Origin of the sequence: Hydrocarboniphaga effusa AP103 (assembly GCF_000271305.1) — a bacterium.
GTDB lineage: Bacteria > Pseudomonadota > Gammaproteobacteria > Nevskiales > Nevskiaceae > Hydrocarboniphaga > Hydrocarboniphaga effusa.
Genome location: NZ_AKGD01000003.1, coordinates 1 through 26043, shown reverse-complemented (window position 1 = coordinate 26043; position 26043 = coordinate 1). Strand labels below are relative to the sequence as shown.

21 protein-coding genes and 2 tRNA genes are annotated in these 26043 nt (G+C 64.9%); 19 read left to right on the top strand and 4 right to left on the bottom strand.

Annotated features, from left to right (window positions below):
* Positions 1–8: 8 nt before the first annotated feature.
* Positions 9–1628, bottom strand: coding sequence for an OFA family MFS transporter (locus WQQ_RS16655; protein ID WP_050997768.1), 1620 nt, complete (start codon positions 1626–1628; stop codon positions 9–11).
* A gap of 287 nt (positions 1629–1915) precedes the next feature.
* On the opposite strand from WQQ_RS16655, the gene WQQ_RS16650 reads away from it, so the two are divergent.
* Positions 1916–2986, top strand: a complete 1071-nt coding sequence (locus WQQ_RS16650) for a substrate-binding domain-containing protein (RefSeq protein WP_007186406.1) — start codon at positions 1916–1918, stop codon at positions 2984–2986.
* A 47-nt stretch (positions 2987–3033) separates the two neighbouring features.
* Here WQQ_RS16650 and WQQ_RS16645 read toward each other — a convergent pair whose 3' ends face one another.
* A complete protein-coding gene (locus WQQ_RS16645) occupies positions 3034–3966 on the bottom strand; it encodes a LysR family transcriptional regulator (protein WP_040454913.1) in 933 nt (310 codons plus the stop codon).
* 122 nt (positions 3967–4088) lie between these two features.
* Between WQQ_RS16645 and WQQ_RS16640 the strand changes: the two genes are divergently transcribed.
* The 18 genes from WQQ_RS16640 (at position 4089) to folD (ending at position 23822) form a co-directional block, all read left to right on the top strand.
* Complete coding sequence (locus WQQ_RS16640; protein WP_007186404.1) at positions 4089–5576, top strand: ribulose-bisphosphate carboxylase large subunit; 1488 nt, start codon at positions 4089–4091, stop codon at positions 5574–5576.
* Positions 5577–5588: 12 nt separating this feature from the next.
* Entirely contained in the window at positions 5589–6023 is a 435-nt protein-coding gene (locus WQQ_RS16635) for a ribulose bisphosphate carboxylase small subunit (protein WP_007186403.1), read from the top strand.
* A 109-nt stretch (positions 6024–6132) separates the two neighbouring features.
* A complete protein-coding gene (cbbX, locus tag WQQ_RS16630; protein ID WP_050997733.1) occupies positions 6133–7020 on the top strand; it encodes a CbbX protein in 888 nt (295 codons plus the stop codon).
* 46 nt (positions 7021–7066) lie between these two features.
* Positions 7067–8143, top strand: coding sequence for a class 1 fructose-bisphosphatase (locus WQQ_RS16625; protein ID WP_007186400.1), 1077 nt, complete (start codon positions 7067–7069; stop codon positions 8141–8143).
* Between the two features lie 11 nt (positions 8144–8154).
* Complete coding sequence (locus WQQ_RS16620; protein WP_007186399.1) at positions 8155–9030, top strand: phosphoribulokinase; 876 nt, start codon at positions 8155–8157, stop codon at positions 9028–9030.
* A gap of 24 nt (positions 9031–9054) precedes the next feature.
* On the top strand, positions 9055–11127 hold the full coding sequence (gene tkt / locus WQQ_RS16615; RefSeq protein ID WP_007186398.1) for a transketolase: 2073 nt from the start codon (positions 9055–9057) through the stop codon (positions 11125–11127).
* 56 nt (positions 11128–11183) lie between these two features.
* On the top strand, positions 11184–11915 hold the full coding sequence (locus WQQ_RS16610; RefSeq protein WP_007186397.1) for an HAD-IA family hydrolase: 732 nt from the start codon (positions 11184–11186) through the stop codon (positions 11913–11915).
* Entirely contained in the window at positions 11906–12970 is a 1065-nt protein-coding gene (gene fba, locus WQQ_RS16605) for a class II fructose-bisphosphate aldolase (RefSeq protein WP_007186396.1), read from the top strand. Before WQQ_RS16610 ends, fba begins: the two co-directional genes overlap by 10 nt.
* A gap of 160 nt (positions 12971–13130) precedes the next feature.
* A complete protein-coding gene (locus tag WQQ_RS16600) occupies positions 13131–13442 on the top strand; it encodes an EthD family reductase (RefSeq protein ID WP_007186395.1) in 312 nt (103 codons plus the stop codon).
* Between the two features lie 393 nt (positions 13443–13835).
* Positions 13836–15686 carry a PQQ-dependent dehydrogenase, methanol/ethanol family gene (locus WQQ_RS16595; protein ID WP_007186393.1) on the top strand — a complete coding sequence of 617 codons (1851 nt, stop codon included), beginning with the start codon at positions 13836–13838 and terminating at the stop codon, positions 15684–15686.
* 114 nt (positions 15687–15800) lie between these two features.
* Positions 15801–17495, top strand: a complete 1695-nt coding sequence (locus WQQ_RS16590) for a quinoprotein dehydrogenase-associated putative ABC transporter substrate-binding protein (RefSeq protein ID WP_007186392.1) — start codon at positions 15801–15803, stop codon at positions 17493–17495.
* 44 nt (positions 17496–17539) lie between these two features.
* Positions 17540–18109, top strand: coding sequence for a c-type cytochrome (locus WQQ_RS16585; protein WP_007186391.1), 570 nt, complete (start codon positions 17540–17542; stop codon positions 18107–18109).
* A 73-nt stretch (positions 18110–18182) separates the two neighbouring features.
* A complete protein-coding gene (locus WQQ_RS16580; RefSeq protein ID WP_007186390.1) occupies positions 18183–19295 on the top strand; it encodes an S-(hydroxymethyl)glutathione dehydrogenase/class III alcohol dehydrogenase in 1113 nt (370 codons plus the stop codon).
* A 275-nt stretch (positions 19296–19570) separates the two neighbouring features.
* Positions 19571–21601 (top strand): sigma-54-dependent Fis family transcriptional regulator, encoded by a 2031-nt coding sequence (locus tag WQQ_RS16575; RefSeq protein ID WP_192812988.1) that lies wholly within the window; start codon positions 19571–19573, stop codon positions 21599–21601.
* Between the two features lie 236 nt (positions 21602–21837).
* Positions 21838–22413, top strand: coding sequence for an S-(hydroxymethyl)glutathione synthase (gene gfa / locus WQQ_RS16570; protein ID WP_007186388.1), 576 nt, complete (start codon positions 21838–21840; stop codon positions 22411–22413).
* A 273-nt stretch (positions 22414–22686) separates the two neighbouring features.
* Positions 22687–22762, top strand: a tRNA-His gene (locus WQQ_RS16565).
* A gap of 32 nt (positions 22763–22794) precedes the next feature.
* Positions 22795–22869, top strand: a tRNA-Lys gene (locus WQQ_RS16560).
* A 107-nt stretch (positions 22870–22976) separates the two neighbouring features.
* Entirely contained in the window at positions 22977–23822 is an 846-nt protein-coding gene (gene folD / locus WQQ_RS16555) for a bifunctional methylenetetrahydrofolate dehydrogenase/methenyltetrahydrofolate cyclohydrolase FolD (RefSeq protein WP_007186387.1), read from the top strand.
* Between the two features lie 76 nt (positions 23823–23898).
* Here the strand turns inward: folD and bcsZ are convergent, their stop codons facing one another.
* A complete protein-coding gene (gene bcsZ / locus WQQ_RS16550) occupies positions 23899–25011 on the bottom strand; it encodes a cellulose synthase complex periplasmic endoglucanase BcsZ (RefSeq protein ID WP_040454759.1) in 1113 nt (370 codons plus the stop codon).
* A 120-nt stretch (positions 25012–25131) separates the two neighbouring features.
* Positions 25132–25743, bottom strand: coding sequence for a D-sedoheptulose 7-phosphate isomerase (locus WQQ_RS16545; RefSeq protein WP_272942422.1), 612 nt, complete (start codon positions 25741–25743; stop codon positions 25132–25134).
* Positions 25744–26043 lie beyond the last annotated feature (300 nt).

Here is a 26043-nt window from a genome sequence, read left to right as displayed (position 1 = left end):
TTTCTTGTTCAATGAAACAGCAGCGCCGCCTTCTGCAGCGTGATCCACACGCCCCACAGCAGCGGCAGGCCGACGGCGAGCCAGGCCAGCGTGATCGCGAGGCTCGATTGCGCAGCGGTGGCGCCGGGCTGCGCCAGCAGCGCGGGGCGCGTCTCATGCGCCGCCTGCCTGGCCGCGGCGATGTCCGCATCGCTCATGTGAAAGCGTGCGTCGACGGGTTTCACGAGCAGGTTGCAGATGAGCCCCAGCACGAGCAGCGCGGCGAGGATCAGCATGGTGCTGTCGTAGGCCTGCGCCTTGGCGACGCCGTGCGCGAGCTGGTATTCGCGGATGTAGTTGACGAGCACGGGCCCGAGAATGCCGGCCGTGGCCCAGGCCGTGAGCAGGCGCCCGTGTATCGCGCCGACGAACTGAGTGCCGAACAGGTCGGCCAGATAGGCCGGCACGGTGGCGAAGCCGCCGCCGTACATCGACAGGATCACGCAGAAGATCGCGACGAAAACCGCCACGCTGCCCGCATGTCCTGCCCACGGGGCGGCTGCGTACAGCGCGATGCCGAGCGCGAAGAACACGCAGTACGTGGCCTTGCGACCGATGCGATCGGACATCGAGGCCCAGAAGAACCGGCCGCCGATGTTGAACAGGCTCAGCAAGCCGGTGAAACCGGCCGCGATCGCCGCGATCTGCGCCTTCTGTCCGGCGCCGAGTTCGTTGATGCCGGCATCGATGCCGATGAGCCGGCCGCCGAATACCTCCTGCAGCATCGGCGAAGCCATGCCGATCACGCCGATGCCCGCGCTGACGTTGAGGCAGAGCACCGCCCAGACCAGCCAGAACTGCGGCGTCCTGTGGGCATCGCGCAGGTGCACGGGCCGGCGCGTGATCATCGCGCCCGCCGCGTTCGCGGGCGGCGCTGCGCCCGGCGGCTGCCAGCCCGCTGGCGGAACGCGGTATGCGAGCGCACCGGCCATCATGAAGACGAAGTAGATCGCGGCGAGCGCGACGAAGGTCTGCCAGACGCCGACCGAATGCGCGCTCGCGAAATGCGCCATGAGCTGGTCGGCCAGCGGCGCGCCGATCATCGCGCCGCCGCCGAAGCCCATGATCGCCATGCCGGTCGCCATGCCGCGCCGATCCGGAAACCATTTGATCAAGGTCGACACCGGCGAGATGTAGCCGAGGCCGAGCCCGATGCCGCCGATCACGCCCGAGCCGATCCACAGCATCCAGAGCTGGTGCAGATACACGCCGAGCGCCGAGATCAGCAGGCCACCGCACCAGCACAGCGCCGACACCACGCCGGCCTTGCGCGGCCCTGCCCGTTCGAGCCAGCCGCCCCAGATCGCGGCCGAGCAGCCCAGGAACACGAAGAACAGCGTGTACATCCAGCCGAGCTGGCTGATCTTCCAATCGCAATGCGTGGCGACGAGCAGCGCGCCGAAGCTCATGCCGGCCTCGCATTCGATCGGCTGCGCAATGCCGACCGCCTTCGACAGCGGCAGCCAGAACACCGAGAAACCGTAGGCCATGCCGATGCACAAATGAATGCACAGCGCCGCGGGCGGCACCAGCCAGCGGCTGTAGCCCGGCCCGGCGATGCTGGCTTCCTTCGACAGAAGTCGTGACAGGAAGGGCGCTGGCGTTGTGCTGTCGACATCTCGGCTGGCGTTGGATGGGCTGGCCATGTCTGCTCTCGCTCCTCAGTTTTCGCACGGCGTCGTCGCACGGGCGGCCTTGCCGGACCGGCTCTAGCCTTATAGGTTGACTAGAACATATGAAGCTGGACAAGCGAAGCAGACTTTGGTGGTGGATACGCTAGCATTGGGGAGCCGATAGCCAGAACAATCGGCTTTCAATATCCATTTAAATCGGCTCATAAAAGCCTAATCTGCGCACCTGGAGACCCTCAAGGCCGATGTTCAAGCTCTCGATCAAGCCGCAGTGGCAACTGGTGCGTGGCGACGCCCGCCATCTGCTGCCGCGCGTCGTCGAGCTGCTCGTCGGCATCGACGAGACCGGCACGCTGGTCGGCGCCTGCGAGCGCATGAACCTCTCGTATCGCTACGCCTGGGGCATTCTCCAGGAAGGGCATCAGGCTTTCGGCGTGCCGCTGGTCGACAGTCGTCGCGGTCGCGGCGCGGCGCTGACGCCGCTCGGCGAAAAACTGGTCTGGGCCGACCGTCGCATCGCCGCGAGGTTGTCGCCGGTGCTCGACAGCCTCGCCTCCGAGCTCGAAGTCGAACTCGAACGCGCGCTCTCCGATGCGCAGGGCATCCTGCGGCTGCAGGCCAGCCACGGCTTCGCGGTCGAGCTGCTGCGCGACTGGTTCGCGCGCCAGCAGATTCCGCTCGATCTCAAGTACCGCAGCAGCCTTGAGGCACTCGCCGCACTGAACGCGGGCGCTTGCGACCTCGCCGGCTTTCACGTGCCCCTCGGTGAGTTCCAGCGCGAGGCCCTGCAGCAGTACAGCCAGTGGCTGCAGCCCACTCATCGGCTCGTGCTGCTCGCCACGCGCCGCCAGGGACTCATGGTCGCGCCCGGCAATCCCAAGCGCGTACGCGGCCTTGCCGATCTCGTGCGCGGCGACGTTCGCTTCGTCAATCGCCAGACCGGTTCCGGCACGCGCATGCTGCTCGACCTTCTGCTGCGCAAAGAGCAACTGCAGGCCCAGCACATCGAAGGCTACGACACCAGCGAATACACCCACGCCGCGGTCGCCGCCTTCGTCGCGAGCGGGATGGCCGACGCCGGATTCGGCGTCGAAACGCCGGCCAAGCGCTTCGGGCTGGAGTTCCTGCCGCTCGCGAGCGAGCGTTACTTCTTCGCCTGCAGCGCGGAGTTCCTGTCGAGCGCAACGATGACCAGAGTGCTCGCGAGCTTGCGCAGCCCGGAACTCAAGGCTGCGATCAATGCGCTCGCGGGATACGACGGCATGCAGGCCGGAACCGTGATGACGGTGAGCGAGGCGTTTCCGGAGCGGCGATAGGCCACTTGCTGCGGGCTCTCCGCCGCGACACCCCGCGGCCGAAGCCGCTAGAGCAACTCCGCGAACTCGCGCTTCAGATAGCGCGCCGTCTCCGCAATCAGAAACTGCCGAAACGCAGCCGCCGCCGGCGACAAGGGCCGCCTTCGCAAATGCACCACATGCCAGGTGCGCTGCAGCGGCAGGCCCGCCACGTCGAGCGATGCGATCTCACCGGACCGCAGTTCCAGGGCCAACGTATGCAGCGACAGCACGCTGAGTCCCAAACCCGCCATCACCGCCTGCTTCACCGTCTCGTTGCTGCCCAGCGACAGGATCCGCCGGGGCCTGAAGCCCTGCGCGGCGAAAAACTCCTCCATCACGCCGCGCGTTCCGGACCCGGATTCGCGCTGCAGAAAAGTCTCGTCGCGCAAGCGCTGCAAAGCGAGGCGCCGCTTGCCGCACAGCGCATGCGTCGGCGGCGCAACCAGCAGATGCGGATTCTTCGCGAGCGCTTCCGAAACGGTTTCGAGCTCCTCCGGTGGCCGGCCCATCACCACGAGGTCGGTCTGGTTCTCCTTGAGCATCGTCACCAGCGCTTCGCGATTGCCGACGACGAAGCGCACCTCGATGCCCGGATGCAACTGGCTGAAGGCAGCCAGCAACCTCGGGGCGAAGTGATTCGCGGTGCTCACGAGACCGACGGTGATGCTGCCGTCCGACAGGCCTTTCAGCGCGAGCAGGGACTGCTCGGTGTCGCGCACTTCACCGAGGATGCGCGACGCATGCTCGAGCATGCGCCTGCCCGCTTCGGTCAAGGTCTTGCGCCGCCCGTTCCTCTCGAACAGCGCCAGACCGATCGCGTCTTCGAGCTGCCGAATCTGCATCGTGATCGCCGGCTGCGTCAGCGACAGCGTCTCCGCGACATCGGAGAAATTGAGCTGGCGCGCAGCTTCGCAGAACACCTCGAGCTGCCGCAGCGTGATGCGCCGGGTGAGTTTCATGACGATCAAACCATAAGCGATCGCTTAATAAAACGAAAGAAAGTTTGAATTTACTTTGGATACGCCGAACGCAAGGATGGCTCCACAACGACATCGCGTACCGCACGGAGAGGAGACATCAGATGAGTGCAGCGACCAGCCAACGCGTGACCGGCAATACCAACGCCCGCTACAAGTCCGGCGTGATCCCCTACAAGAAGATGGGCTACTGGCAGCCGGATTACGTGCCCAAGGACAGCGACGTGATCGCGCTGTTTCGGATCACGCCGCAGGAAAACGTCGATCCGGAAGAAGCCGCCGCTGCGGTCGCCGGTGAATCGTCCACCGCGACCTGGACGGTGGTCTGGACCGATCGCCTGACGGCCTGCGAGTTGTATCGCGCCAAGGCGTATCGCGTGGACCGCGTGCCGAACACCGGACCGGGAACCAAGACCGAGGCGCAGTACTTCGCCTACATCGCCTACGACCTCGACCTGTTCGAGCCCGGCTCGATCGCCAATCTCACCGCGTCGATCATCGGCAACGTGTTCGGCTTCAAGGCCGTGAAGGCGCTGCGCCTCGAAGACATGCGCATTCCGGTCGCCTACCTGAAAACCTTCCAGGGACCGGCGACCGGCATCGTCGTGGAGCGCGAGCGACTCGACAAGTTCGGCCGTCCGCTGCTGGGCGCCACCACCAAGCCCAAGCTCGGCCTGTCGGGCCGCAACTACGGCCGCGTGGTCTACGAGGCGCTCAAGGGCGGACTCGATTTCGTCAAGGACGACGAGAACATCAACAGCCAGCCGTTCATGCACTGGCGCGATCGCTTCCTCTACTGCATGGAAGCGGTCAACAAGGCCAGCGCGGCAACCGGCGAAGTCAAAGGCCATTACCTCAACGTGACCGCGGGCACGATGGAGGACATGTACGAGCGCGCCGATTTCGCCAAGGAACTCGGCACCGGCATCATCATGATCGACCTCGTGGTCGGCTACACGGCCATTCAAAGCATGGCCAAGTGGGCGCGCAGGAACGACGTGATCCTGCATCTGCATCGCGCGGGCAACTCCACGTACTCGCGGCAGAAGAACCACGGCATGAACTTCCGCGTGATCTGCAAGTGGATGCGCATGGCCGGCGTCGATCACATTCACGCAGGAACCGTGGTCGGCAAGCTCGAAGGCGATCCGCTGATGATCAAGGGCTTCTACGACACGTTGCGCGAATCGCACACCCGGCAGTCGCTCGAGCATGGCCTGTTCTTCGAGCAGGACTGGGCCTCGCTCAACCGCGTGATGCCGGTGGCTTCGGGCGGCATCCATGCCGGACAGATGCACCAGCTCATCCATTATCTCGGCGAAGACGTGGTGCTGCAGTTCGGCGGCGGAACCATCGGCCATCCGATGGGCATCCAGGCCGGCGCGACGGCGAATCGCGTGGCACTCGAAGCGATGATCATGGCGCGCAACGAAGGCCGCGATTATCTGCGCGAAGGCCCGGAAATCCTGCAGGCCGCGGCGCGCCACTGCTCGCCGCTCAAGGCCGCGCTCGATACCTGGGGCGACATCACCTTCAACTACGAATCGACCGACACGGCCGATTTCGTTCCGACCGCCACCGCGAGCGCGTAAGGAGAACACATCATGATGACCAACTACGGCAACCGCCTCACGCAGGGCCAGTTCTCGTTCCTGCCCGACCTGAGCGATGCGCAGATCAAGGCTCAGGTGGCGTATGCGCTGCATCAGGGCTGGGCCGTCAACGTCGAGTACACCGACGATCCGCATCCGCGCAACACCTACTGGGAAATGTTCGGCCTGCCGATGTTCGACCTCAAGGATCCGGCCGGCGTGATGATGGAAATCGACGCCTGCCGCAAGACTTTCGCGAACCACTACGTGCGCGTGACCGCCTTCGACGCGACGCGAGGCTGGGAGACGCCGCGCATGTCCTTCATCGTCAATCGCCCGGTCGAAGAGCCCGGCTTCAGGCTCGATCGCACCGAGATGGCCGGCCGCGTGCAGCGCTATTCGGTGCATTCGTACGCGGCCGACAAGCCGGCCGGCGAGCGGTATTGAGCGTACGCATGTCGATCACCACCATCGATCGGCCGTCCCCTCTCCCGCTTGCGGGAGAGGGCAATCAAGTACGAATCTCGAACCCGCGAGCGGAGAAAACGCCCAAGACCTGCGCGCGCTCTACGAGCAAACCGGCATCGCCGAGGTGCTCGCGCAGCTCGATGACGAGCTCATCGGCCTTGCGCCCGTGAAGGAGCGCATCGCCGAGATCGCGGCTTATCTGATCGTGGACAAGGCGCGTCGGGCCCAAGGCCTGCGTACGGGTGCGCCGAGCCTGCACATGTGCTTCACCGGCAATCCGGGCACCGGCAAGACCACGGTCGCGCAGCGCATGGCCGACATCCTGCACCGGCTCGGCTACATCCGGAACCATCAGCTCGTCTCGGTCACGCGCGACGATCTGGTCGGCCAGTACATCGGCCACACGGCGCCCAAGACGCGCGAAGTGCTCAAGAAGGCGATGGGTGGCGTGCTGTTCATCGACGAGGCCTACTACCTCTATCGCCCCGAGAACGAGCGCGATTACGGGCAGGAATCGATCGAGATCCTGCTGCAGGTGATGGAGAACCAGCGCGACGATCTCGTCGTGATCCTGGCCGGCTACAAGTCGCGCATGGACGTGTTCTTCCAGAGCAATCCGGGCATGGCCTCGCGCATTGCGCATCACATCGACTTTCCGGACTACTCGGCCGACGAACTGCTCGAGATCGCGAACCTGATGGTCTCGCGCATCGACTATCGCTTCGACGCGGATGCCGCGAGCGCGATGCGCGACTACATCGAACGGCGCATGCGACAGGCGCACTTCGCCAACGCACGCTCGATCCGCAACGCGCTCGATCGCGCACGCCTGCGCCAGGCCGCGCGCCTGTTCCGCTCGGCGATGAAAGCGCGCAGCGGCGACGCCGGACGCGAAGCGCTCATGACGATCGAGGGCCGCGACATCCGTGCGAGCCGCGTGTTCTCGAATCCGGTCACGGCGACAGCGGAGCGATGACGCCGATGTAGACACTCAAGTAGTCCATGGCCGGAGGAGAACGGACATGTTTAAAGCCAAGACCACGCTGTCGAAATTCCTGATCGAACAACTCGACGGCAACGCCGACAGCAAGAACCTGTCGGCATTGCTCGTCGACATCGCGGCTGCGATCAAGGCGATTTCGGCCGTCGTATCCAGGGGCGCGCTCGGCGATCATCTCGGGACGCTCGAAACCGAGAACGTCCAGGGCGAGCAGCAGAAAAAGCTCGACGTCATCACCAACGAGATCATGCTGCGCCAATGCGAATGGGGCGGCCTGCTCGCGGGCATGGTGTCCGAGGAGCTCGAAGACGCCTTCGTGGTTCCGGGCGACCGCCCGCGCGGCGCCTACCTGCTGAGCTTCGATCCACTCGACGGCTCGTCGAACATCGACGTCAACGCCGCCGTCGGCACCATCTTCTCGATCCTGCACCAGCGCGAGGCCACGACGCCGACGACCGCATCGTTCCTGCGTCCCGGTCGCGAGCAGGTCGCCGCGGGCTATGCGATCTACGGCCCTTCGACGATGCTCGTGATGACCGTCGGCCGCGGCACGCACGGCTTCACGCTCGATCGCGAAACCGGCAATTTCGTGCTCACGCATCCGGACCTGATGGTGCCGGCCGACACCGGCGAATTCGCCATCAACGTATCGAACGAGCGCTTCTGGGAGCCGCCCGTGATGCGCTACGTCACCGAGTGCAAGGCCGGACGCAGCGGCGTGCGCGAGCGCGATTTCAACATGCGCTGGATCGCGGCGATGGTGGCCGACGTGCATCGCATCCTCATGCGAGGCGGCGTCTATCTGTATCCGCGTGACAACCGCCAACCTCTGCGCGCCGGACGCCTGCGGCTGCTCTACGAAGCCGCGCCGATGGCGATGCTGATCGAACAAGCCGGGGGCCTGGCGAGCACGGGACGCCAGCGTCTGTCCGATGTAGAGCCCGAAGACATTCACCAGCGATGCAGCGTGATTCTGGGTTCGCGCAGCGAGGTCGAGCGCATCGAGCGCTATCACCGTGAGCACGATTCTGGAGCCGACCGTCCCTACATCTCCCCGCTGTTCAACGAGCGATCGCTGTACCGGCCCGAGCCTGCTTGAGGGAAACAGCCATGTCCAAGCAACATCCGATCATCGCGGTGACCGGCTCCTCCGGAGCGGGCACGACCACGGTGCTGCAGAGCTTCAAGCATATTTTCCGGCGCGAGAAGATTCGCGCCGAGATCGTCGAAGGGGATGCGTTTCATCGCCACGATCGCAAGGCCATGCGCGAGGCGATGCGCGAGGCCGACGCGGCTCACAACACGCATTTCTCGCACTTCGGCCCCGAAGCCAATCTGCTGCCCGAGTTGCACGAGCTGTTCGCGCGCTACAGCGAAAACGGCAGCGGCAGCCTGCGAAACTATCTGCACGACGAAGAGGAAGCCGCGCCGTACCGACAGCCGCCCGGCACCTTCACGCCCTGGCGCGATATCGAACCGGGCAGCTCGGACCTGCTGTTCTACGAAGGCCTGCACGGGGCCGCGAAATACGACGGCATCGACATCGCCCGGCACCCCGACCTGCTGATCGGCGTGGTGCCGATCATCAATCTCGAATGGATACAAAAGCTGCATCGCGACCAGAACCTGCGCGGCTATTCGCAGGAAGCGGTGGTCGAGACGATCCTGCGGCGCATGCCGGACTACGTCACGCACATCTGCCCGCAGTTCTCGCGCACGCATGTGAATTTCCAGCGCGTGCCGACGGTGGACACCTCGAACCCGTTCATCGCGCGCGACATTCCATCGCCCGACGAAAGCATGGTGGTGATTCGCTTCACCAACCCCAAGGGCATCGACTTCCCCTATCTCATCTCGATGCTGCACGGCTCGATGATGACGCGCCCGAACACCATTCTGGTTCCGGGCGGAAAGATGGGCCTGGCGATGCAGCTGATCTTCACGCCGATGATCCTGCGGCTGATGGATCTCAAGCGGCGCGCCTAGACGCGCCACACCAGGAGAAAGACGATGAACGACATCGCATTGCAGACTCGCATGGCCAATGCCTTGCGCCTGCTCACCGTCGATGCGATCGAGCGTGCCCGCTCCGGACATCCGGGCGCCCCGATGGGCATGGCCGACATCGCGCAAGCGCTGTGGACCCGGCATCTCAAGCACGACCCGGGCGAGCCGCAGTGGCCCGATCGCGATCGCTTCGTGCTGTCGAACGGCCATGCTTCGATGCTGCTCTACGCGCTGTTGCACCTGAGCGGATACGACTTGCCGATCAGCGAGCTCATGCGCTTTCGCCAGCTGCATTCGAAGACGCCCGGGCATCCCGAGGTGGGCATCACGCCCGGGGTCGAAACCACCACCGGGCCACTCGGGCAAGGGCTCGGCAACGCGGTCGGCATGGCGCTCGCCGAAAAGCTGCTCGCGGCCGAATTCAATCGTCCGGGCCTGGCCATCGTCGACCATCACACCTACGTCTTCGTCGGCGACGGCTGCCTGATGGAAGGCATCAGCCACGAGGCCTGCTCGCTCGCCGGCACGCTCAGGCTTTCCAAGCTGATCGCGGTCTACGACGACAACGGCATCTCGATCGACGGCGAAGTCGACGGCTGGTTCAACGACGACACGCAGGGCCGCTTCGAGGCTTACGGCTGGAACGTGATCGCCGATGTCGATGGCCACGATCCGGACGCCATCGATGCGGCCCTGCGGCAGGCGCGCTCACAAGCCGGCGATGCGAACGGCAAGCCGACGCTGATCTGCTGTCGCACGATCATCGGCCGGGGTTCGCCGAACAAGGCCGGAACCGAGGCCGTGCACGGAGCGCCGCTCGGGGCCGACGAGATCGCGCAGACGCGCGGGCAACTGCGCTGGCCGCATGCGGCGTTCGAAATACCGGACGACCTGCGGCGGGCCTGGGACGCTCGTGAACGAGGCGCCGATGCCCGGACGCAGTGGCAGCGGCTGTTCGCACGCTACGAGAAAAGCCATCCGGAGCTTGCGAAAGACTTCATGCGCCGCCAGCGCGGCGAGCTGCCCGAAGATTTCGGGCATCAGGTGCAGGCCCTGCTCGATCGCCAGCTGGCCGCGACGACCGAAACCGCGACGCGCAAGGCCTCGCAGCAGGCGCTCGATGCGCTCGGCCCTCATCTGCCCGAGCTGCTCGGTGGCTCGGCCGACCTCACCGGCTCGAACCTCACGCAGTTCAAGGGCAGCCGTTCGCTCACGCGCGACCATGCCGGCAACTATCTGCACTACGGCGTGCGCGAATTCGGCATGGCCGCGGCCATGAACGGCATCGCGCTGCACGGAGGATACATTCCGTACGGCGGCACCTTCCTGACCTTCAGCGACTACAGCCGCAATGCCGTGCGCATGGCCGCGCTCATGAAGCTGCGCGTGATCCACGTCTTCACGCACGACTCGATCGGCCTCGGCGAAGACGGGCCGACACATCAATCGGTCGAGCACGCGGCTTCGCTGAGGCTGATTCCGGGGCTCGATGTCTGGCGTCCGGCCGACGCGGTCGAAACCGCGGTGGCCTGGCGCTGTGCGATCGAGCAACGCCAGGCGCCGAGCGCCCTGCTGCTGTCGCGTCAGAACACCGCCGTGCTCGAACATGCAGGCGACGCGGCCGACTCGATCGCGCGTGGCGGCTACGTGCTCCGCGAGCTCGGCACCGCGCGCGTGCTGCTGATGGCCACCGGCTCCGAAGTCGGCATCGCCAGCGCGGCACAGCAGCTGCTGTTCGAACAGGGCGTGGGCTCGCGGCTGGTGTCGATGCCGTGCACGAGCCGCTTCGATCGCCAGAGCGCGGACTACCGCCGTCGCGTGTTGCCGCCCGAGCTTCCGGCGCTCGCGATCGAGGCCGGGCATCCGGATTTCTGGCGCAAGTACGTCGGTCGCTGCGGCGCGGTGATGGGCGTCGATCGCTTCGGTGAATCCGCACCGGCGGCCGAGCTTTATCGGTGGTTCAAGCTCACCGCGGGCGACGTCGCCACGAGCGCACACGAGTTGGTGCTCGAACACGCCAAGGCCCATCCCCGCGCGCCGGTCGAGGACTTCGAGATCGTGCTGTCCTGCAACTAGTTCGCCGAATCAATGAAACCGCACGCCACCACATCGGCGGAGCCAGGGGAAATCACATGTTCGATCTCGTGATGTTCGATCTCGACGGCACGCTCGTCGATACCGCGACCGACATCGCCAACACCGCCAACGACGTGCTCGAATCGATCGGCTACGCACCGCTGCCGCATGCGCAGCTTCGAAACTGGATCGGCCACGGCAGCCGCGAGCTGATGGTTCATGCGTATTCGCACGCCAGCGGCGCATCGCTCGACGCGGTACGTCGCTGCGCCGGCGGCGATTCGCTGATGGAGGTGTTCTCGCGCTTTCATGCACAGCGCTGCGGCCAGCACAGCCGCGTGTTCCCGCAAGTGCGCGAAACCTTGCAGATCTTGCTCGATCTGGGCATCGGCCTTGCCGTGCTCACGAACAAGGAAACCCGCTTCGCCCGCCTCGTGCTCGAACGCCACCAGTTGCAGGATTTCTTCGATCCGGTGATCGCCGGCGACACGCTGACTGCGCGCAAGCCCGATCCGTTGCCGGTCATGCATTGCCTGCGCGAGCATGGGGTCGAACCACGGCGAGCCCTGCTGGTCGGCGATTCGACGATCGACATCATCACCGGCCGCAACTCGGGCGTACGCTGCTGGGTGGTGCCTTACGGCTACAACGGCGGCGTGCCGATTCGCGATTGCGCGCCCGACCGGCTCATCGACGATTTGTCCTCGGTTGCCCGCGCCGCACAGGGCTGCGATGCCGGCTCGACCGACTCTCCGATACAACACGAGGAAACCGCATCATGGCCTTGATATCGCTGCGCCAGCTTCTGGATCACGCCGCCGAGCACGACTACGGATTGCCCGCGTTTAACGTCAACAATCTCGAGCAGATCCAGGCGATCATGCAGGCCGCCGACGCATGCGACAGTCCGGTGATCCTGCAGGCCAGCGCCGGGGCGCGAAAGTACGCCGGGGAAGCCTTCCTGCGTCGTCTCGTCGAGGCCGCGGTCGAGAGCTACCCGCATCTTCCGATCTGCATGCACCAGGATCACGGCGCCTCGCCTGCGGTGTGCCAGGCGTCGATCCGCAGCGGCTTTTCGAGCGTGATGATGGACGGCTCGCTGCGCGAAGACATGAAGACGCCGGCGAGCTACGACTACAACGTCAAGGTCACGAGCAAGGTCGCCGAGATGGCGCACGCGGTCGGCGTGTCGGTGGAGGGCGAACTCGGCTGCCTGGGCTCGCTGGAGACCGGCGAAGCCGGGGAAGAGGACGGCGTCGGCGCGGCCGGCGTGCTCGATCATTCGCAGCTGCTGACCGACCCTGGGCAGGCCGCCGAGTTCGTCGCGGCGACCGGCGTCGATGCGCTCGCGATCGCCATCGGCACGAGCCACGGAGCCTACAAGTTCACGCGGCCTCCGACCGGCGAGATCCTCGCGATCGACCGCGTCAAGGCAATCCACGCGCGCATTCCGAACACGCATCTGGTCATGCACGGCTCGTCGAGCGTGCCGCAGGAATGGCTCACGGTGATTCGCGAATTCGGCGGCCGGATCAAGGAAACCTACGGCGTCCCGGTGGAGGAGATACGCCTGGGCATCCGCCACGGCGTGCGCAAGGTCAACATCGATACCGATATCCGGCTCGCCATGACGGGCGCGATGCGGCAGAAGATGGGGCAAAAGCCCGACGAGTTCGATCCGCGGGCTTTTCTGAAGGCAGCGACCTCCGCGGCCCGGGACGTCTGCAGGCTGCGCTTCGAGGCTTTCGGCAGTGCCGGGCACGCCTCAAGAATCCGCCCACTCGCGCTCGACACGATGGCGGCGCGCTATGACCAGGGCGATCTGCGAGCGGCCGTGCACTGAGCGGGCGCGCGCTGCAACACTTGTTGCACGATCGAAAGTCCCGATCGACGGCCGGGATTTTTTCCGTTTGTGCGAGGCACGGACTACGGCTACCGTAGCGGGCGACCGCGTTCGGTCCCATCAAGCAGTCCAGCAACAAATCAACAATCGAGGAGCGCAGATGATCAAGGTGAACGTGCTGTACCCGGGCGGCAAGGACACGAAGTTCGACGCCACCTATTACTTCGAAAAGCATCTTCCGCTCGTGCAGCGGAAGGTCGGCGCCGCGCTGCGCAAGGTCGACGGCGAACTGGGCCTGTCGGGTGGCGCACCGGGCAGCGAGCCGCCGTTCGTCGCGCTGTGCCATCTGTACTTCGATTCGGTCGAATCCTTCCAGACCCATTTCGGCCCGCACGCGCCCGAGATCATGGCGGACATTCCGAACTACACGAACGTGCAGCCGATCCTGCAGATCAGCGAAGTCAAACTGTAGGCGACAGCCACACGCCACCGCGCCGCAACGCCGATCCGGCGTTTGCCGCTACCCGCCGCAGCCCCGAAGCGATCTTCCGGGCTGCGGCTTTTTTTGTGCCTGCGATTCGCAGCCGCGGCCGTCGGCTCTCGCTCCGATGGGTCACATGCGACACAAGGGCCGTGGCGCAGGCGACCCGCGCACACCCGCCTGCCGCGGCGCAGCAAAACATGGCAGCCCCAAATAATTGATTTTTAAATACATATAAGCAGTGCCCAGGCTGGCACGACCACTGCTCCTTCTATCGCGAACCGTTCGACCTTGACTCACAAGAACGGAAACGGCGCCCGCCTCCGCAACGGAGACGGGCGAACCAGAACAGAACGACACACACGCGTAGCGAGGAGTAAGCACATGAATGTCCAGAGATTCAGGCTGGTCTGTGCCGCCTTGATTTTGGGGGCGGCCTGCGGAAGTGCGACGGGGAATTCGGAGATCATCAAGCGCCAGGGCGACCCGGCGAACTGGGCATCGCCCAGCGGCGATCTCGCATCGACGCGACATAGCAAGCTGGCCGACATCAACACCGGCAACGTCGATAAATTGCAGATGGTCTGGTCGCAATCCAGCGGCACGCTGCGCGGCCACGAAGGCCAGCCGCTCGTGATCACCGACGACGGCAAGCCGATGATGTACATGATCAGCGGCTGGCCGAATATCGTGCAGGCGCTCGACCTGTCCGACCCGGACAATCCCAAGGCGATCTGGAAATACGTGAAGGAGTCCGACCGCGACGAATCCGCGGTTCCGCGCGCCTGCTGCGATACCGTCAATCGCGGGCTGGCCTATGCGCAGGGCAAGGTCATCTTCGGCACGCTCGACGGCTTTCTGATCGCGCTCGATGCCAAGACCGGCAAGGAAGCCTGGGTCGTCAAGCACGCGCACCCGGACAAGGGCGAGACCATCACGCCGGCTCCGCTGATCGCCGAGGACAAGGTGCTGATCGGCTTCGGCGGCAACGAATTCGCCGCTCGTGGCCGCTTCACCGCCTACAACATCAAGGACGGCAAGAAGCTTTGGGAGTGCAGCTCCACCGGCACCGACAAGGACATCTGCATCACCAAGAACACCAACAAGGCCAACCCGCATTACGGCACCACGGACGCTTCGATCAAGAGCTATCCGGGTGACGAATGGCAGCGCGGTGGTGGAACCAGCTGGGGCTTCTACAGCTACGACCCGGAACTCAAGCTCGTCTATCACTCGACCGGCAACCCCGGCCTGTGGAGCCCGTTCTATCGCTGCTCGTTCAAGACGCACGAGGAGTGCAACACCGGCAAGCAGGACAACAAGTGGTCGATGACGATCTTCGCGCGCAAGATCGATACGGGCGAAGCGGTGTGGGCCTACCAGATGACGCCGTTCGACCAGTGGGACTACGACGGCATCAACGAGAACATGCTGGCCGACTGGACCATCGACGGCAAGAAGCGCAAGGTGCTCGTGCATTTCGATCGCAACGGCTTCGCCTACGTGCTCGACCGCACCGATGGCACGCTGCTGCGCGCCAACAAGTTCGTCACCGCGAACTGGGCCGAGAAGATCGACATGAAGACCGGCCGTCCGGTCAAGGTCAAGGAGCACTCTCCGTTCGGCCTCGAAAACAACGTGCAGGCCTGCCCGTCCGCCATGGGCGGCAAGGATCAGCAGCCCTGCGCGCTCGATCCGAACGAACCCGGCGTCGCCTACTGCCCGACCAACAACTGGTGCATGGAACTGGAACCGCAGGAGCGCTCGCACACGCAGCAGGGCACCGTGTACGTGTTCGCGAACGTCTTCATGTATCCCGAAAAGCCCGGCACCACCGGCAAGTTCAAGAAGTTCAATGTGCTGACCGGCGAGACCGTCTGGGAGATTCCGGATCAGTATCCGAACTGGAGCGGCGCGCTCGTCACCGATGGCGGCCTGGCCTTCTACGGCAGCCTCGGCGGCGACTTCCGCGCCGTCGATCGCAAGACCGGCAAGGTGCTGTGGTCGCGCAAGCTCGGCTCCGGAATCATCGGCAACCCGATCACCTACAAGGTGGGCGGCAAGCAGTACGTGTCGGTGTGGTCCGGCATCGGCGGCTGGATCGGCCTGCCGGTGACCGCGGGTCTCGATCTCGAAGACAAGTTCGGCGCCATCGGTGCAACCGCCATGACCAAGGCGGCCAACCTCGACAAGATTCCGCAGGGCGGCACGCTCTATACCTTCCGCGTGAACTGATCGCTGCAGATGCACACACAAGGCGGATAGACCGCCAATAAACGCCGGATGCTCGTGTTCCGCCGCGGACACGAGCATCCCGGCCAGAGGTTCCAACAGCGCAAGGAGATCATCGTGAATCGACACGAGAAGATCGCATCGACCATCGCTGCAAGAGTTTCCACAGGCTTCGCCCTGGCTGCATTCGCAGCGGTGGCGACGCTCTTCACCCTGCCCGCGCAAGCGGGAGAAATCCGCAGCCTGCGCGTCTGCGCCGACCCCGGCAACATGCCGCTGTCGAACCAGCGTGGCGAGGGCTACCAGAACAAGATCGCCGAAGTGCTCGGCGAAGCACTCGGCACCGGCGTTTCGTATGACTGGCGCAGCTCGATCGAACGCGGACTGCTGCGTGGCACGCTCGACGCCAACGCCTGCGACGTGATGTTCGACGTGCCCACCGACATGGAGCGCGTGCTCGTCACCCAGCCGCTCTACAGGAGCGCCTTCGTGCTCGCGTATCGCAGCGATCGCCACTATCAGGTCAACAGCCTCGAAGACCCGCTGCTCAAGAAGCTCAAGATCGGCGTCTACCAGACCTCGGCGATTCGCGAGTCGCTGGGCCAGCGCGACGTCAAGAACAACACGGTCACGCATTTCCTGAGCTACGACGGCGACCGCGTTCCCGAGAACCAGCCTTCGTATCAGGTGCAGCAGGTCGTTGACGGCAAGCTCGACATGGCGGCGATCTGGGGCCCGTTCGCGGGCTATTACAAGACCATCAAGAAGGCCGACATCACGCTGCAGCCGGTCAATCTCATGGACGACGACCGCCAGCTCGAATTCGACATGGCGCTCGCGGTCCGTCGCGGCGACAAGGGCCTGCAGCAGCGGCTCAACCAGGCGCTCGTGGACAACAGAGACAAGATCGAGCGGATACTGAACGACTACGGTGTTCCACTCGTGCAGTGCCAGGCCTGCGTGATCCAGGGCAGCCTGCCCTCGCACGGTCCTTACCGGTTCGAGCACCGCTACCAGACTGCGGCGCAGCCGGCGGGCTACGGTCCTGACGCCACGCTGGCCCAGCTCAAGCAGTGGCTCAAGGACGGCGCCGATCCGACGCGCGAACTCGCCAATGCGGCGCTCGCAGGCGATCTGGTGCGCGTGCGCTATCTGGTCGAACAGACACAGGCCGACATCAACCGGCTCGACGGCGAAGGCTATGCTCCACTGCACAATGCGGTACGCATGCGCTTCGACGAGATCACCGCCTATCTGCTCGATCACAAGGCGAACATCGAGGTGCGCGACAGCGATCAATGGACGCCGCTGATGCATGCATCCTGGCGCGACAACGCCCATGCGGTGAACCTGCTCGCGAGCAAGGGTGCCGATCGCGAGGCGCGCAACAGCCGCGGCATGACCGCGCTCTCGATCGCCTCTCAGTACGGCAAATCCGATTCGGCGGCTGCGCTCGTCAAGGCCGGTGCGGACCTCGACCACGCCGTCGGTGGCGCGCGCTACACGCCGCTCATGCTGGCCTCCGCCGGCGGCTGGGACTCGATCGTGCAAGCGCTGATCGCAGGCGGAGCCAACGTCGAAGCTCGCAACGGAGCCGGCATCACCGCGCTGATGATCGCGGCCGCGAGCAACCGGGCCGAGGCCGCCAAGGCGCTGATCGCAGCGGGCGCCAAGCTCGATGCGCGCGACGATGCCGGCGCCACCGCGTTGAGCATCGCGCAGGAGCGCGGCAACGACGACGTCGTCGAGGTCTTGCAGCAAAAAGCATCGAGAGCCGGCGCTTCGGTTGCCGATACGCACGACAAAGTCTGAGCAGGATCAGCCAGACCTTTCATTTCATACAAAGGAACCCCGCAATGAGGAGCAACACCGTATTCGGCAGCACCACTTTCAAGCTGGTGTCCGCGTCTCTGGCCCTGCTGACGAGCGCATTTTCCTTCCACGTCCTCGCCGATGGCGATGGTGCCGCTGCGGCCCCGGCCGAGGCTTCGGCCGCCCCCGCTTCCGCTGCCGCGGAAAAGCCGCTCGATACCGTCAAGGCGACGCCCAAGGGCAAGCTCAAGAATCCCTACCAGGACACCGACAAGGAGATCGTCGAACAGGGCCGCAAGCTCTACATGCGCACGAGCTGCAACGGCTGCCACGGCGGAACCGGTGGTGGCGGCATGTGCCCTCCGCTGTCGAACGAAACCTGGGTCTACGGTGGTGACGACGACACCTTGTTCCGCCTGATCTCCGAAGGCACCGACGCACTGCAGAAGGACGGCTACGCGCGCAAGGGCCGCGAGAACGTGGTCGGACCGATGCCGCCGCACGGAGCCATCGTCAAGAGCAGCGACGACCTGTGGAAGATCATCACCTTCATCCGCTCCAACTATCGCGGCAGCGAGGCGAAGAAGTACGGAGACGCGCCGGCCACCAACTGAATCGAATGCCGAACAAGGCGGCGCTTCGGAAGCAAAAGGTCGCAGAAGCCCAGCACATCGAAGAGGAGACGACATGAAATCAAGAGCAGCAGTCGCCTGGGAGGCCGGCAAGCCGCTGTCGATCGAAGAGATCGATGTGGCTCCGCCAAAGGCCGGTGAAGTGTTGATCAAGATCGTGGCGACCGGCGTCTGCCATACCGATGCGTTCACGCTGTCGGGTGCCGACCCCGAAGGCTTGTTTCCGGTGATTCTCGGCCACGAGGGCGGTGGCATCGTGCAGGAGGTCGGACCGGGGGTGACCAGCGTCAAGCCCGGCGATCACGTGATTCCGCTGTATACGCCCGAGTGCGGCGAATGCAAGTTCTGCCTGTCGGGCAAGACCAATCTGTGCCAGAAGATTCGGGTAACGCAGGGCAAGGGCCTGATGCCCGACGGAAGCTCGCGCTTCTCGTACAAGGGCAAGCCGATCTTGCATTACATGGGTACGAGCACCTTCTCCGAATACACGGTGATGCCGGAGATTTCGGTCGCCAGGATCAATCAGAAGGCGCCGCTCGAAAAAGTCTGTCTGCTCGGTTGCGGCATCACGACCGGCATCGGCGCGGTGCTCAACACCGCCAAGGTGCAGCCCGGGAACAGTGTCGCGGTGTTCGGCCTGGGCGGCATCGGACTCTCGGTCGTGCAAGGCGCGGTGATGGCCAAGGCCGGGCGCATCATCGCGGTCGACATGAATCCGTCGAAGTGGGAGATGGCCAAAGCGCTCGGCGCGACCGATTTCGTCAACCCGAAGGATTACCCGGATACGCCGATCCAGCAGGTCATCGTCGATCTGACCGATGGCGGCGTGGATTTTTCGTTCGAGTGCATCGGCAACGTCAACGTCATGCGCTCGGCGCTCGAGTGCTGTCACAAGGGTTGGGGCGAGTCGATCATCATCGGCGTCGCGGGCGCCGGACAGGAGATCAGTACGCGTCCTTTCCAGCTCGTCACCGGTCGTGTGTGGCGCGGCTCGGCCTTCGGCGGCGTCAAGGGTCGCTCGCAGTTGCCGGGTTACGTCGATCTCTATCTCAAGGGTGAGATCAAGATCGACGAAATGATCACCGAGGTTCTGCCGCTCGACGAGATCAACAAAGCCTTCGATCTCATGCACGAGGGCAAGGTGATCCGCTCGGTCATCCGCTACTGATCGAGCGCCTGTTTCGTGAACATGCACGACCCTGCACTCATGCATCGCGGCTTCGGCCGCGGGGCCGTGCGCGCTCATGAAGAATTTTTCAGGGAACGGCCACTTACCGGCCGCTTTTCTGCGGCGCAATTGTTCAGTAGTCTCAGCGCTCGGCAGCGATGGTGCTGCCGCGCGTACCCGAAGCGGGCCGCAGACCCGCATCGCGCGGTTTTCTCCATCGGCAAGACCGATCCCGTGCAGGATTGCATGAGGACCACATGATGGAGGAGAAAATCATGGTTCTGAGACAGGACGGAACGGGCCATGCACGCCTGATCCAATCGGCCGTCAAAGGACAGCCCACCGCGATCGACATCGACCAGAGCGTGCGCCACTCGTGGAGCCGCTGTCTGGGCAACTACTCGCTCGATCCGCTCAAGACCAAGCAGCCGATCGTGGTCGAACGCGTGGATCTGCAAGCCCGGCGCGAACGCCTCGGCACGATGCTGCAGATCGCACGCATCGAGATGCTCGGTCTTGCGCGACAGATGCAGCATTCCGAATTCGGCATCATGCTGACCGACGCTGACGGCGTGATCCTCTGCTACACGGGCGACCCGGCGTTTGCCGATACCGCGCGCCGCAGCGGCTTTCGCGAAGGCGCGGTCTGGAGCGAGCGCGAACTCGGCACCAATGGCATGGGCACCTGCCTGATGATGCGGCGCTCGATCATCATCCATCGCTCAGAGCACTTCCTGCTGCAGAACACCGCGCTGACCTGCACCGCCGCGCCGATCTTCGACATGCAGGGCAAGCTGCTCGCGGCGCTCGATATTTCGGGCAGCTCGTCGGAGCCGCAGATGCACACGCTCGCGCTCGTCGAGATCGCAGCCAAGAACATCGAGAACCGCGCGGTGCTCGAAGCGGCGCGCGGGTATCACGCGCTGCGCTTCCATCCGTTTCCGGAGTTCGTCAGCACACCCGGCGAAGGCGTGATCGCCTTCGACGAAGCCGGCCTGATCGTCGGCTGCAATCGCGCGGCACTCGACCTGCTCAACTATCGAGAACATGGCGAGCTTTGCGGCGAGAACATCGGCAGCGTCCTCGAAACGAGTCTCGGCACCCTGATGCAGCTCGCTTCGCGGCCCGGCATGAGGCCCGAGCCGATCGCGGCGCATCTGGGCCATTTGCGCCTGTTCGGCGTGGTGCAGGCTCCGGCCTCCGATTTCGGCGCGAACAGGCCGAGCGGCAGCCCCGTGCTGACGCTCAGGAACACCGATCCGACGCCGTCCCGCGATCCGGTGGTGGCTTCGAACCATCACGTCGCGCGGCGGGTGATGAACCGTGACATTTCCATTCTGCTGCTCGGCGAAACCGGTACCGGAAAGGGCTTTTTCGCCAAGAGCATTCACGCGGCCAGCGAACGCGCTGACAAGCCGTTCGTCTCGGTCAACTGCGCCGCGATTCCGGAGTTGCTGATCGAGAGCGAGCTGTTCGGCTACAAGCCCGGCGCGTTCACGGGCGCGGCCAGACAAGGCCATTCGGGCCGCATCCTGCAGGCCAACGGCGGCACCCTGTTCCTCGACGAAATCGGCGACATGCCGCTGTCGCTGCAGGCTCGACTGCTCACCGTGATCGAAGATCGAGAGGTGATGCCGCTGGGCGGCAGCAAGCCGGTTCCGGTGGACATCCGCATCATCAGCGCCACGCACTGCGACCTCATCGAAATGACCTCGCGCGGCCAGTTCCGCGACGATCTCTACTACCGTCTCAACGGCATCACGCTGACGATGCCGCCGCTGCGCAAGCGCCAGGACTTGCCCGAGATGGTGCAGGCGCTGATCAAGCTCGAAGCGGGCGACCGCAGCATCCGTATCGGCGATGCGCTGATGCAGCGGCTGCTACGCTGCAGCTGGCCCGGCAACCTGCGCCAGTTGCGCAACGTGATCCGCAACCTGCTCGCACTGAGCGAAACCGACGAGCTCTCGCTGACCGATTTCGACGAGCGCTGGCTACTCGGCGCGAGCGCACCGGCCGAGGCCCGCATCGAAGCCCATGCCGTCACGCGCCTGAATCACGAAGCCGACGCGGACGATGAAGACGACGATGACGTGCTCGCCGACGCCGAACGCGCCGCACTGCTGCGCACGCTCGAAGCCTGTCGCTGGAACGTCAGCGAAGCAGCCGTACGCCTGCACGTGAGCCGCAAGACGCTCTACCGAAAAATGCATCGCCACGGCCTGATTCGCCATGGCCAGCGCCTTGATTCGCTTCAGGGCGCGGAAGGCGACCCCCCTCACGCCGGAGCCGGGCTCACGCCCAGCTAGAGGCATCCATGCTCGATCGGCCAATGCTATCGACATGGGTGCGCGCCTCCACGCATCCGTGCCGGCCATCGAGCAAGACCCTGGCGAAAGCAGGCGCCGGGAGACTGCAATGCAGTCAATCCACGCAGTGATCGCTCAAGTGATCACTCAAACGACGATCCATTGGAGGAGTTGCCATGATTTCAGGAGCACCCCGCGCCGAGCGCGCTCACGCCGATCTTTCGGGACGCTGAGCCATGGGCGCCCTTTCGCTACACCCGTCCATCGACAACGGCATCAAGCCGACCTCGCCGAACTTCACCGGCGGCACGCTGAGCTGCAAGTGCACGCAGAATCCGGTCAAGGTGAAGCTGTCCTCGCAGACCGCGCATAACCACGCCTGCGGCTGCACCAAGTGCTGGAAGCCGGCCGGCGCGCTGTTCTCGGTGGTCGCGGTGGTGCCGCGCGATAAAGTCGAAGTCATCGAGAACGCCGACAAGCTCGTGATCGTCGACAGCAAGGCCACCATCCAGCGCCACGCCTGCAAGGATTGCGGCGTTCACCTGTACGGTCGCATCGAGAACACCAACCATCCGTTCTACGGTCTCGACTTCGTGCACACCGAGCTGTCATCCGAGTCGGGCTGGTCGGCCCCGACCTTTGCAGCCTTCGTCTCCTCGATCATCGAATCGGGAGCCGACCCGGCGAACATGGGCGCGGTCCGCAGCCGGCTCACCGAACTCGGGCTGACGCCTTACGACTGCCTGTCGCCTCCGCTGATGGACGCGATCTCCACCCACGTGGCGAAGGCATCGGGCGTGCTGAAGGCTTGAGAGGCCGGGAGACGCGGAACGGGAGACGTCGAAGCAGGCGGTGCGAGCGCCGCCTCGACCGCAGCAGGATGCAGTTTTTGCGTCTGCCGTCTCCCGTTCTCCGTCTCCCGGAGTACAGAGCGCTTTGGTGGCTCCTGGGGTCGGACGGGAGCCACCCCTTTTCGCGACGCCCGCTGCGGCCCGGCACCCGGCCGCGCCTCGCAAAAACCCTCACGAACTTTCGCGAACCCCTTTCTTTACGAAAATGTTTTGGTATGATGCGCGCCCTCAGCGGTGGCCGTAGCTCAGTTGGTAGAGTCCCAGATTGTGATTCTGGTTGTCGCGGGTTCGAGCCCCGTCGGTCACCCCACAATCAGTGGGTGGAGGCAAGTTTCAACAAGTGGGTTGCTAGCTCAATGGTAGAGCAGCTGACTCTTAATCAGTAGGTTCGGGGTTCGAGTCCCTGGCAGCCCACCACTTGTCTGTACCATTAGAGCCGGCCAGTGCCGGCTTTTTTATTGGCGCCGCACGGGCATCATCTACTCCCGCAATCTGGCCACTGCAGGCAGCCGAACTCCGGACTCATGAGCGCGAAACTCATCGACGGCAAATCCATTGCCGACACCCTGCAGCAGGAGCTCCGCAGCCGCGTGGCCGGAATCACCGCCTCGGGCCGCCGCGCCCCGGCGCTGGCGACGCTGCTGGTCGGCGCCGACCCGGCCTCACACGTCTACGTGCGCAACAAGCGCCTGGCCTGCGAGCGCATCGGCGTTCGCTCCCTGCCGCTGGAATTCGGCTCCGGCATCAGCCAGGCCGAGCTGCTCGCCGAGATCGAGCGCCTGAACAACGATCCCGAAGTGGATGGCATCCTGGTCCAGCTGCCGCTGCCCGCGCAGATCGATTCGACCGCCATCATCGAGGCGATCCGCCCCGACAAGGACGTCGACGGCTTCCACCCCTACAACCTCGGCCGCCTGGCCCAGCGCCAACCGGTGCTGCGCCCCTGCACGCCGTTCGGGGTGATCGAGATGCTGCGGCGCTCGGGCGAGACCTTCTACGGGCGCCGGGCAATCGTCGTCGGGGCCTCGAACCACGTCGGCCGGCCGATGGGCCTCGAACTGCTGCTCGCCGGCGCCACCACCACGGTCTGCCATCGCTTCACTCGCGACCTGGCCGACGAGGTCGCGCGCGCCGAGATCGTCATCGTCGCGGTCGGCAAACCGGGCTTCATCAAGGGCGACTGGATCGCGCCGGGAGCGACGGTGGTCGATATCGGCATCAACCGGCTGCCCGACGGCAAGCTCTGCGGCGACGTCGAGTTCGACGTCGCGCGCCAGCGCGCCGCCCGCATCACCCCGGTCCCGGGTGGTGTCGGTCCGATGACCGTGACCATGCTCATGCACAACACCGTGCTGGCCGCCACGCGCTGAGCCGGTTTTTTTTGCGCGTCCTGGCGACGAGCGCAAGCCAGCGGATGCCGTCCCGGGTGCTTCGAGCCGGCCGGGCTCAGCCTGCTGCGGGCTGCTTCGCCCAGGCCGGCTGCAGGCGCCCTTCCCGATCGAAGCGGAAGCGCTTCTCGATCCAGCCGAGACCGAACAGCACGAGCACCTCGTCGTAGTAGTTCGCCTTGTTCATGGCCCAGGCGCGACTGCGCTCGCGCTCCATGCGCGACTGCACCTGCTTGCGCAGATCGTCTTCGCCGAGCGCCCGCAGAAACGGCAGGCTCGCGGCCATGAAGCCGCTCGGCGTCCAATCCTGCGGCACCGCCTGGCCGGTGCGCGTATCGACCTTCTCGGGCGGCACGCCGTTCTTGCGGATCAGCTCGGCGAACGGGCGCAGCAGCTGCAACTGCCCGGGACCGTCGCGCTCCGACATACCGGCCCACAGGTAGACGCGGATCGCGTCGTAGCTCGCGGTCGGCCGATCCGGATCGGCCTCGACGCCGCCGCCGGCGTCGAGCGTGATCAGGTCTGGCGCGACACCGGCGTGGAAAATCTTCGCCGAGCGCGTCATGTAGCCGTCGAGAATCGACAACCACGGTCCCTTCGGATCGACGGTGCCGAAGTAGCGGAACTGGAACGGCGGCACGTAGCACGGATCGAACTTGAAACGCTGCTCGCCGATGCGAAAACCATACGGCGCCGGCAACAGCACGGCCCCGCCCACAACGCCCATGACCACTTCCTGCGCGGCGACCTGCGCGAGCAGCTTGCGGCCGATCGCCTCGTACTCGGGCGCACTCCAGAGCCGCGCCGCTTCGAGCAGCGAATACGCGGTCCACAGATCGCCGTCGGCCGCCGAGTTGCCGTCCTTGACGCCCCAGCTGCCATCGTCCTTCCTGCCCCAATGCCAGGCCGGCAGCTTGTCGCCGAGCGCATTGCCCGCGAGGTTCTCCGAAGTCCAGCGCAGCACCTGGTCGAAACGCGCACGGTCGTTGGCGACCAGCGAGAAGAACAGCGCGTAGGACTGGCCTTCGGACGTGCTCTTCTCCTCGAAGGTCCAGTCGATCAGACGGCCATCGGCCTGGATGTAATGCTCGGCGAAGCGGTTCCAGTCCTTCCAGGCTTCGGCCGACTCGTGAGCATCGGAGCGCGAACCGCCGCAGGCCGCGAGCAGCATCGCCACGAGCAGCGCACACCGCGGCAGGAAACGCCGAAGACGCGAAGAGCGATTCGATGAAGGATTCAAACGGAGCTCGATTCGATCATTGCGAAGGACGCGCGGCTCGAACCGCTCGCGCTATCTGCGATATTCCGCCGCAAACAGGCGCTCTTCGATCAGCGCGCACAGGATGTGGCCGATCAGGCCGTGCCCCTCCTGGATGCGGGGCGTATGCGAAGACGGAGAAGCGAGCACGTGATCGGCGAGTTCGTGAATGCGCCCGCCCTCACCGCACATCGCCACGCAATGAATCTGCTTGCTGCGCGCCATCTCCATCGCCTTGAGCACGTTCTTCGAATTGCCCGAAGTGCTCAGCCCGATGAACACGTCGCCCGCGCGGCCCAGCGATTCGACTTGGCGCGAGAACAGTCGCTCGTAGCCGTAGTCGTTGCCGATCGCGGTCAGCGCGGAGGTATCGGTGGTCAATGCGATCGCCGCGAGCCCCGGGCGATCGAACTCGAAGCGCGCGACGAGTTCGGCCGCGATGTGCTGCGCATCGGCCGCGCTGCCGCCGTTGCCCGCGATCAGGATCTTGCCGCCGGCCTGCAACGACTCGATGCAGAGATCGACCACGTCGAGCAGCGTGTTCTGCAGCTGGACATCCGCAAGCATGCGCTGCTTGAGCGCGAGCGAATCGGACAGCATGCCGAGCATCGCGCTGCGGCCTCGGTCGGTTGCGGGGGTGGTCATGGCGAGCCTCTCGGAGGTGACGGGCTGGATTTTACCGCGCCCGGCGGCTTGCATCGGCCAGCATGTTTTTCTATCGGGCTGACCCTCTCTCCCCGCCTTCGGCGGGACTCTCTCCCGCACGCGGGAGAGGGGACTGCATTGGGCAGCTCTAAATTCAAGACCAGCAGCGAGGCGTAGCGAGCCAATAGCCGTTGACGTTCAACCCCTGGCAGCGCCGGCTGGAGTGGCGCGCGCAGGGGGCAGGCGGACAGGATGTCCGCCAGAGCTTCGTCGCGACACGATGTCGCGTCGAAGCGACCC

Bases quoted from the DNA above. Each gene is read 5' to 3' on its own strand.
- WQQ_RS16650 (WP_007186406.1), top strand. From the start codon at position 1,916: ATGTTCAAGCTCTCGATCAAGCCGCAGTGGCAACTGGTGCGTGGCGAC.
- WQQ_RS16645 (WP_040454913.1), bottom strand. From the start codon at position 3,966: ATGAAACTCACCCGGCGCATCACGCTGCGGCAGCTCGAGGTGTTCTGC.
- WQQ_RS16640 (WP_007186404.1), top strand. From the start codon at position 4,089: ATGAGTGCAGCGACCAGCCAACGCGTGACCGGCAATACCAACGCCCGC.
- WQQ_RS16635 (WP_007186403.1), top strand. From the start codon at position 5,589: ATGATGACCAACTACGGCAACCGCCTCACGCAGGGCCAGTTCTCGTTC.
- WQQ_RS16625 (WP_007186400.1), top strand. From the start codon at position 7,067: ATGTTTAAAGCCAAGACCACGCTGTCGAAATTCCTGATCGAACAACTC.
- WQQ_RS16620 (WP_007186399.1), top strand. From the start codon at position 8,155: ATGTCCAAGCAACATCCGATCATCGCGGTGACCGGCTCCTCCGGAGCG.
- tkt (WP_007186398.1), top strand. From the start codon at position 9,055: ATGAACGACATCGCATTGCAGACTCGCATGGCCAATGCCTTGCGCCTG.
- WQQ_RS16610 (WP_007186397.1), top strand. From the start codon at position 11,184: ATGTTCGATCTCGTGATGTTCGATCTCGACGGCACGCTCGTCGATACC.
- fba (WP_007186396.1), top strand. From the start codon at position 11,906: ATGGCCTTGATATCGCTGCGCCAGCTTCTGGATCACGCCGCCGAGCAC.
- WQQ_RS16600 (WP_007186395.1), top strand. From the start codon at position 13,131: ATGATCAAGGTGAACGTGCTGTACCCGGGCGGCAAGGACACGAAGTTC.
- WQQ_RS16595 (WP_007186393.1), top strand. From the start codon at position 13,836: ATGAATGTCCAGAGATTCAGGCTGGTCTGTGCCGCCTTGATTTTGGGG.
- WQQ_RS16585 (WP_007186391.1), top strand. From the start codon at position 17,540: ATGAGGAGCAACACCGTATTCGGCAGCACCACTTTCAAGCTGGTGTCC.
- WQQ_RS16580 (WP_007186390.1), top strand. From the start codon at position 18,183: ATGAAATCAAGAGCAGCAGTCGCCTGGGAGGCCGGCAAGCCGCTGTCG.
- WQQ_RS16575 (WP_192812988.1), top strand. From the start codon at position 19,571: ATGGTTCTGAGACAGGACGGAACGGGCCATGCACGCCTGATCCAATCG.
- gfa (WP_007186388.1), top strand. From the start codon at position 21,838: ATGGGCGCCCTTTCGCTACACCCGTCCATCGACAACGGCATCAAGCCG.
- folD (WP_007186387.1), top strand. From the start codon at position 22,977: ATGAGCGCGAAACTCATCGACGGCAAATCCATTGCCGACACCCTGCAG.
- bcsZ (WP_040454759.1), bottom strand. From the start codon at position 25,011: ATGCTGCTCGCGGCCTGCGGCGGTTCGCGCTCCGATGCTCACGAGTCG.
- WQQ_RS16545 (WP_272942422.1), bottom strand. From the start codon at position 25,743: ATGACCACCCCCGCAACCGACCGAGGCCGCAGCGCGATGCTCGGCATG.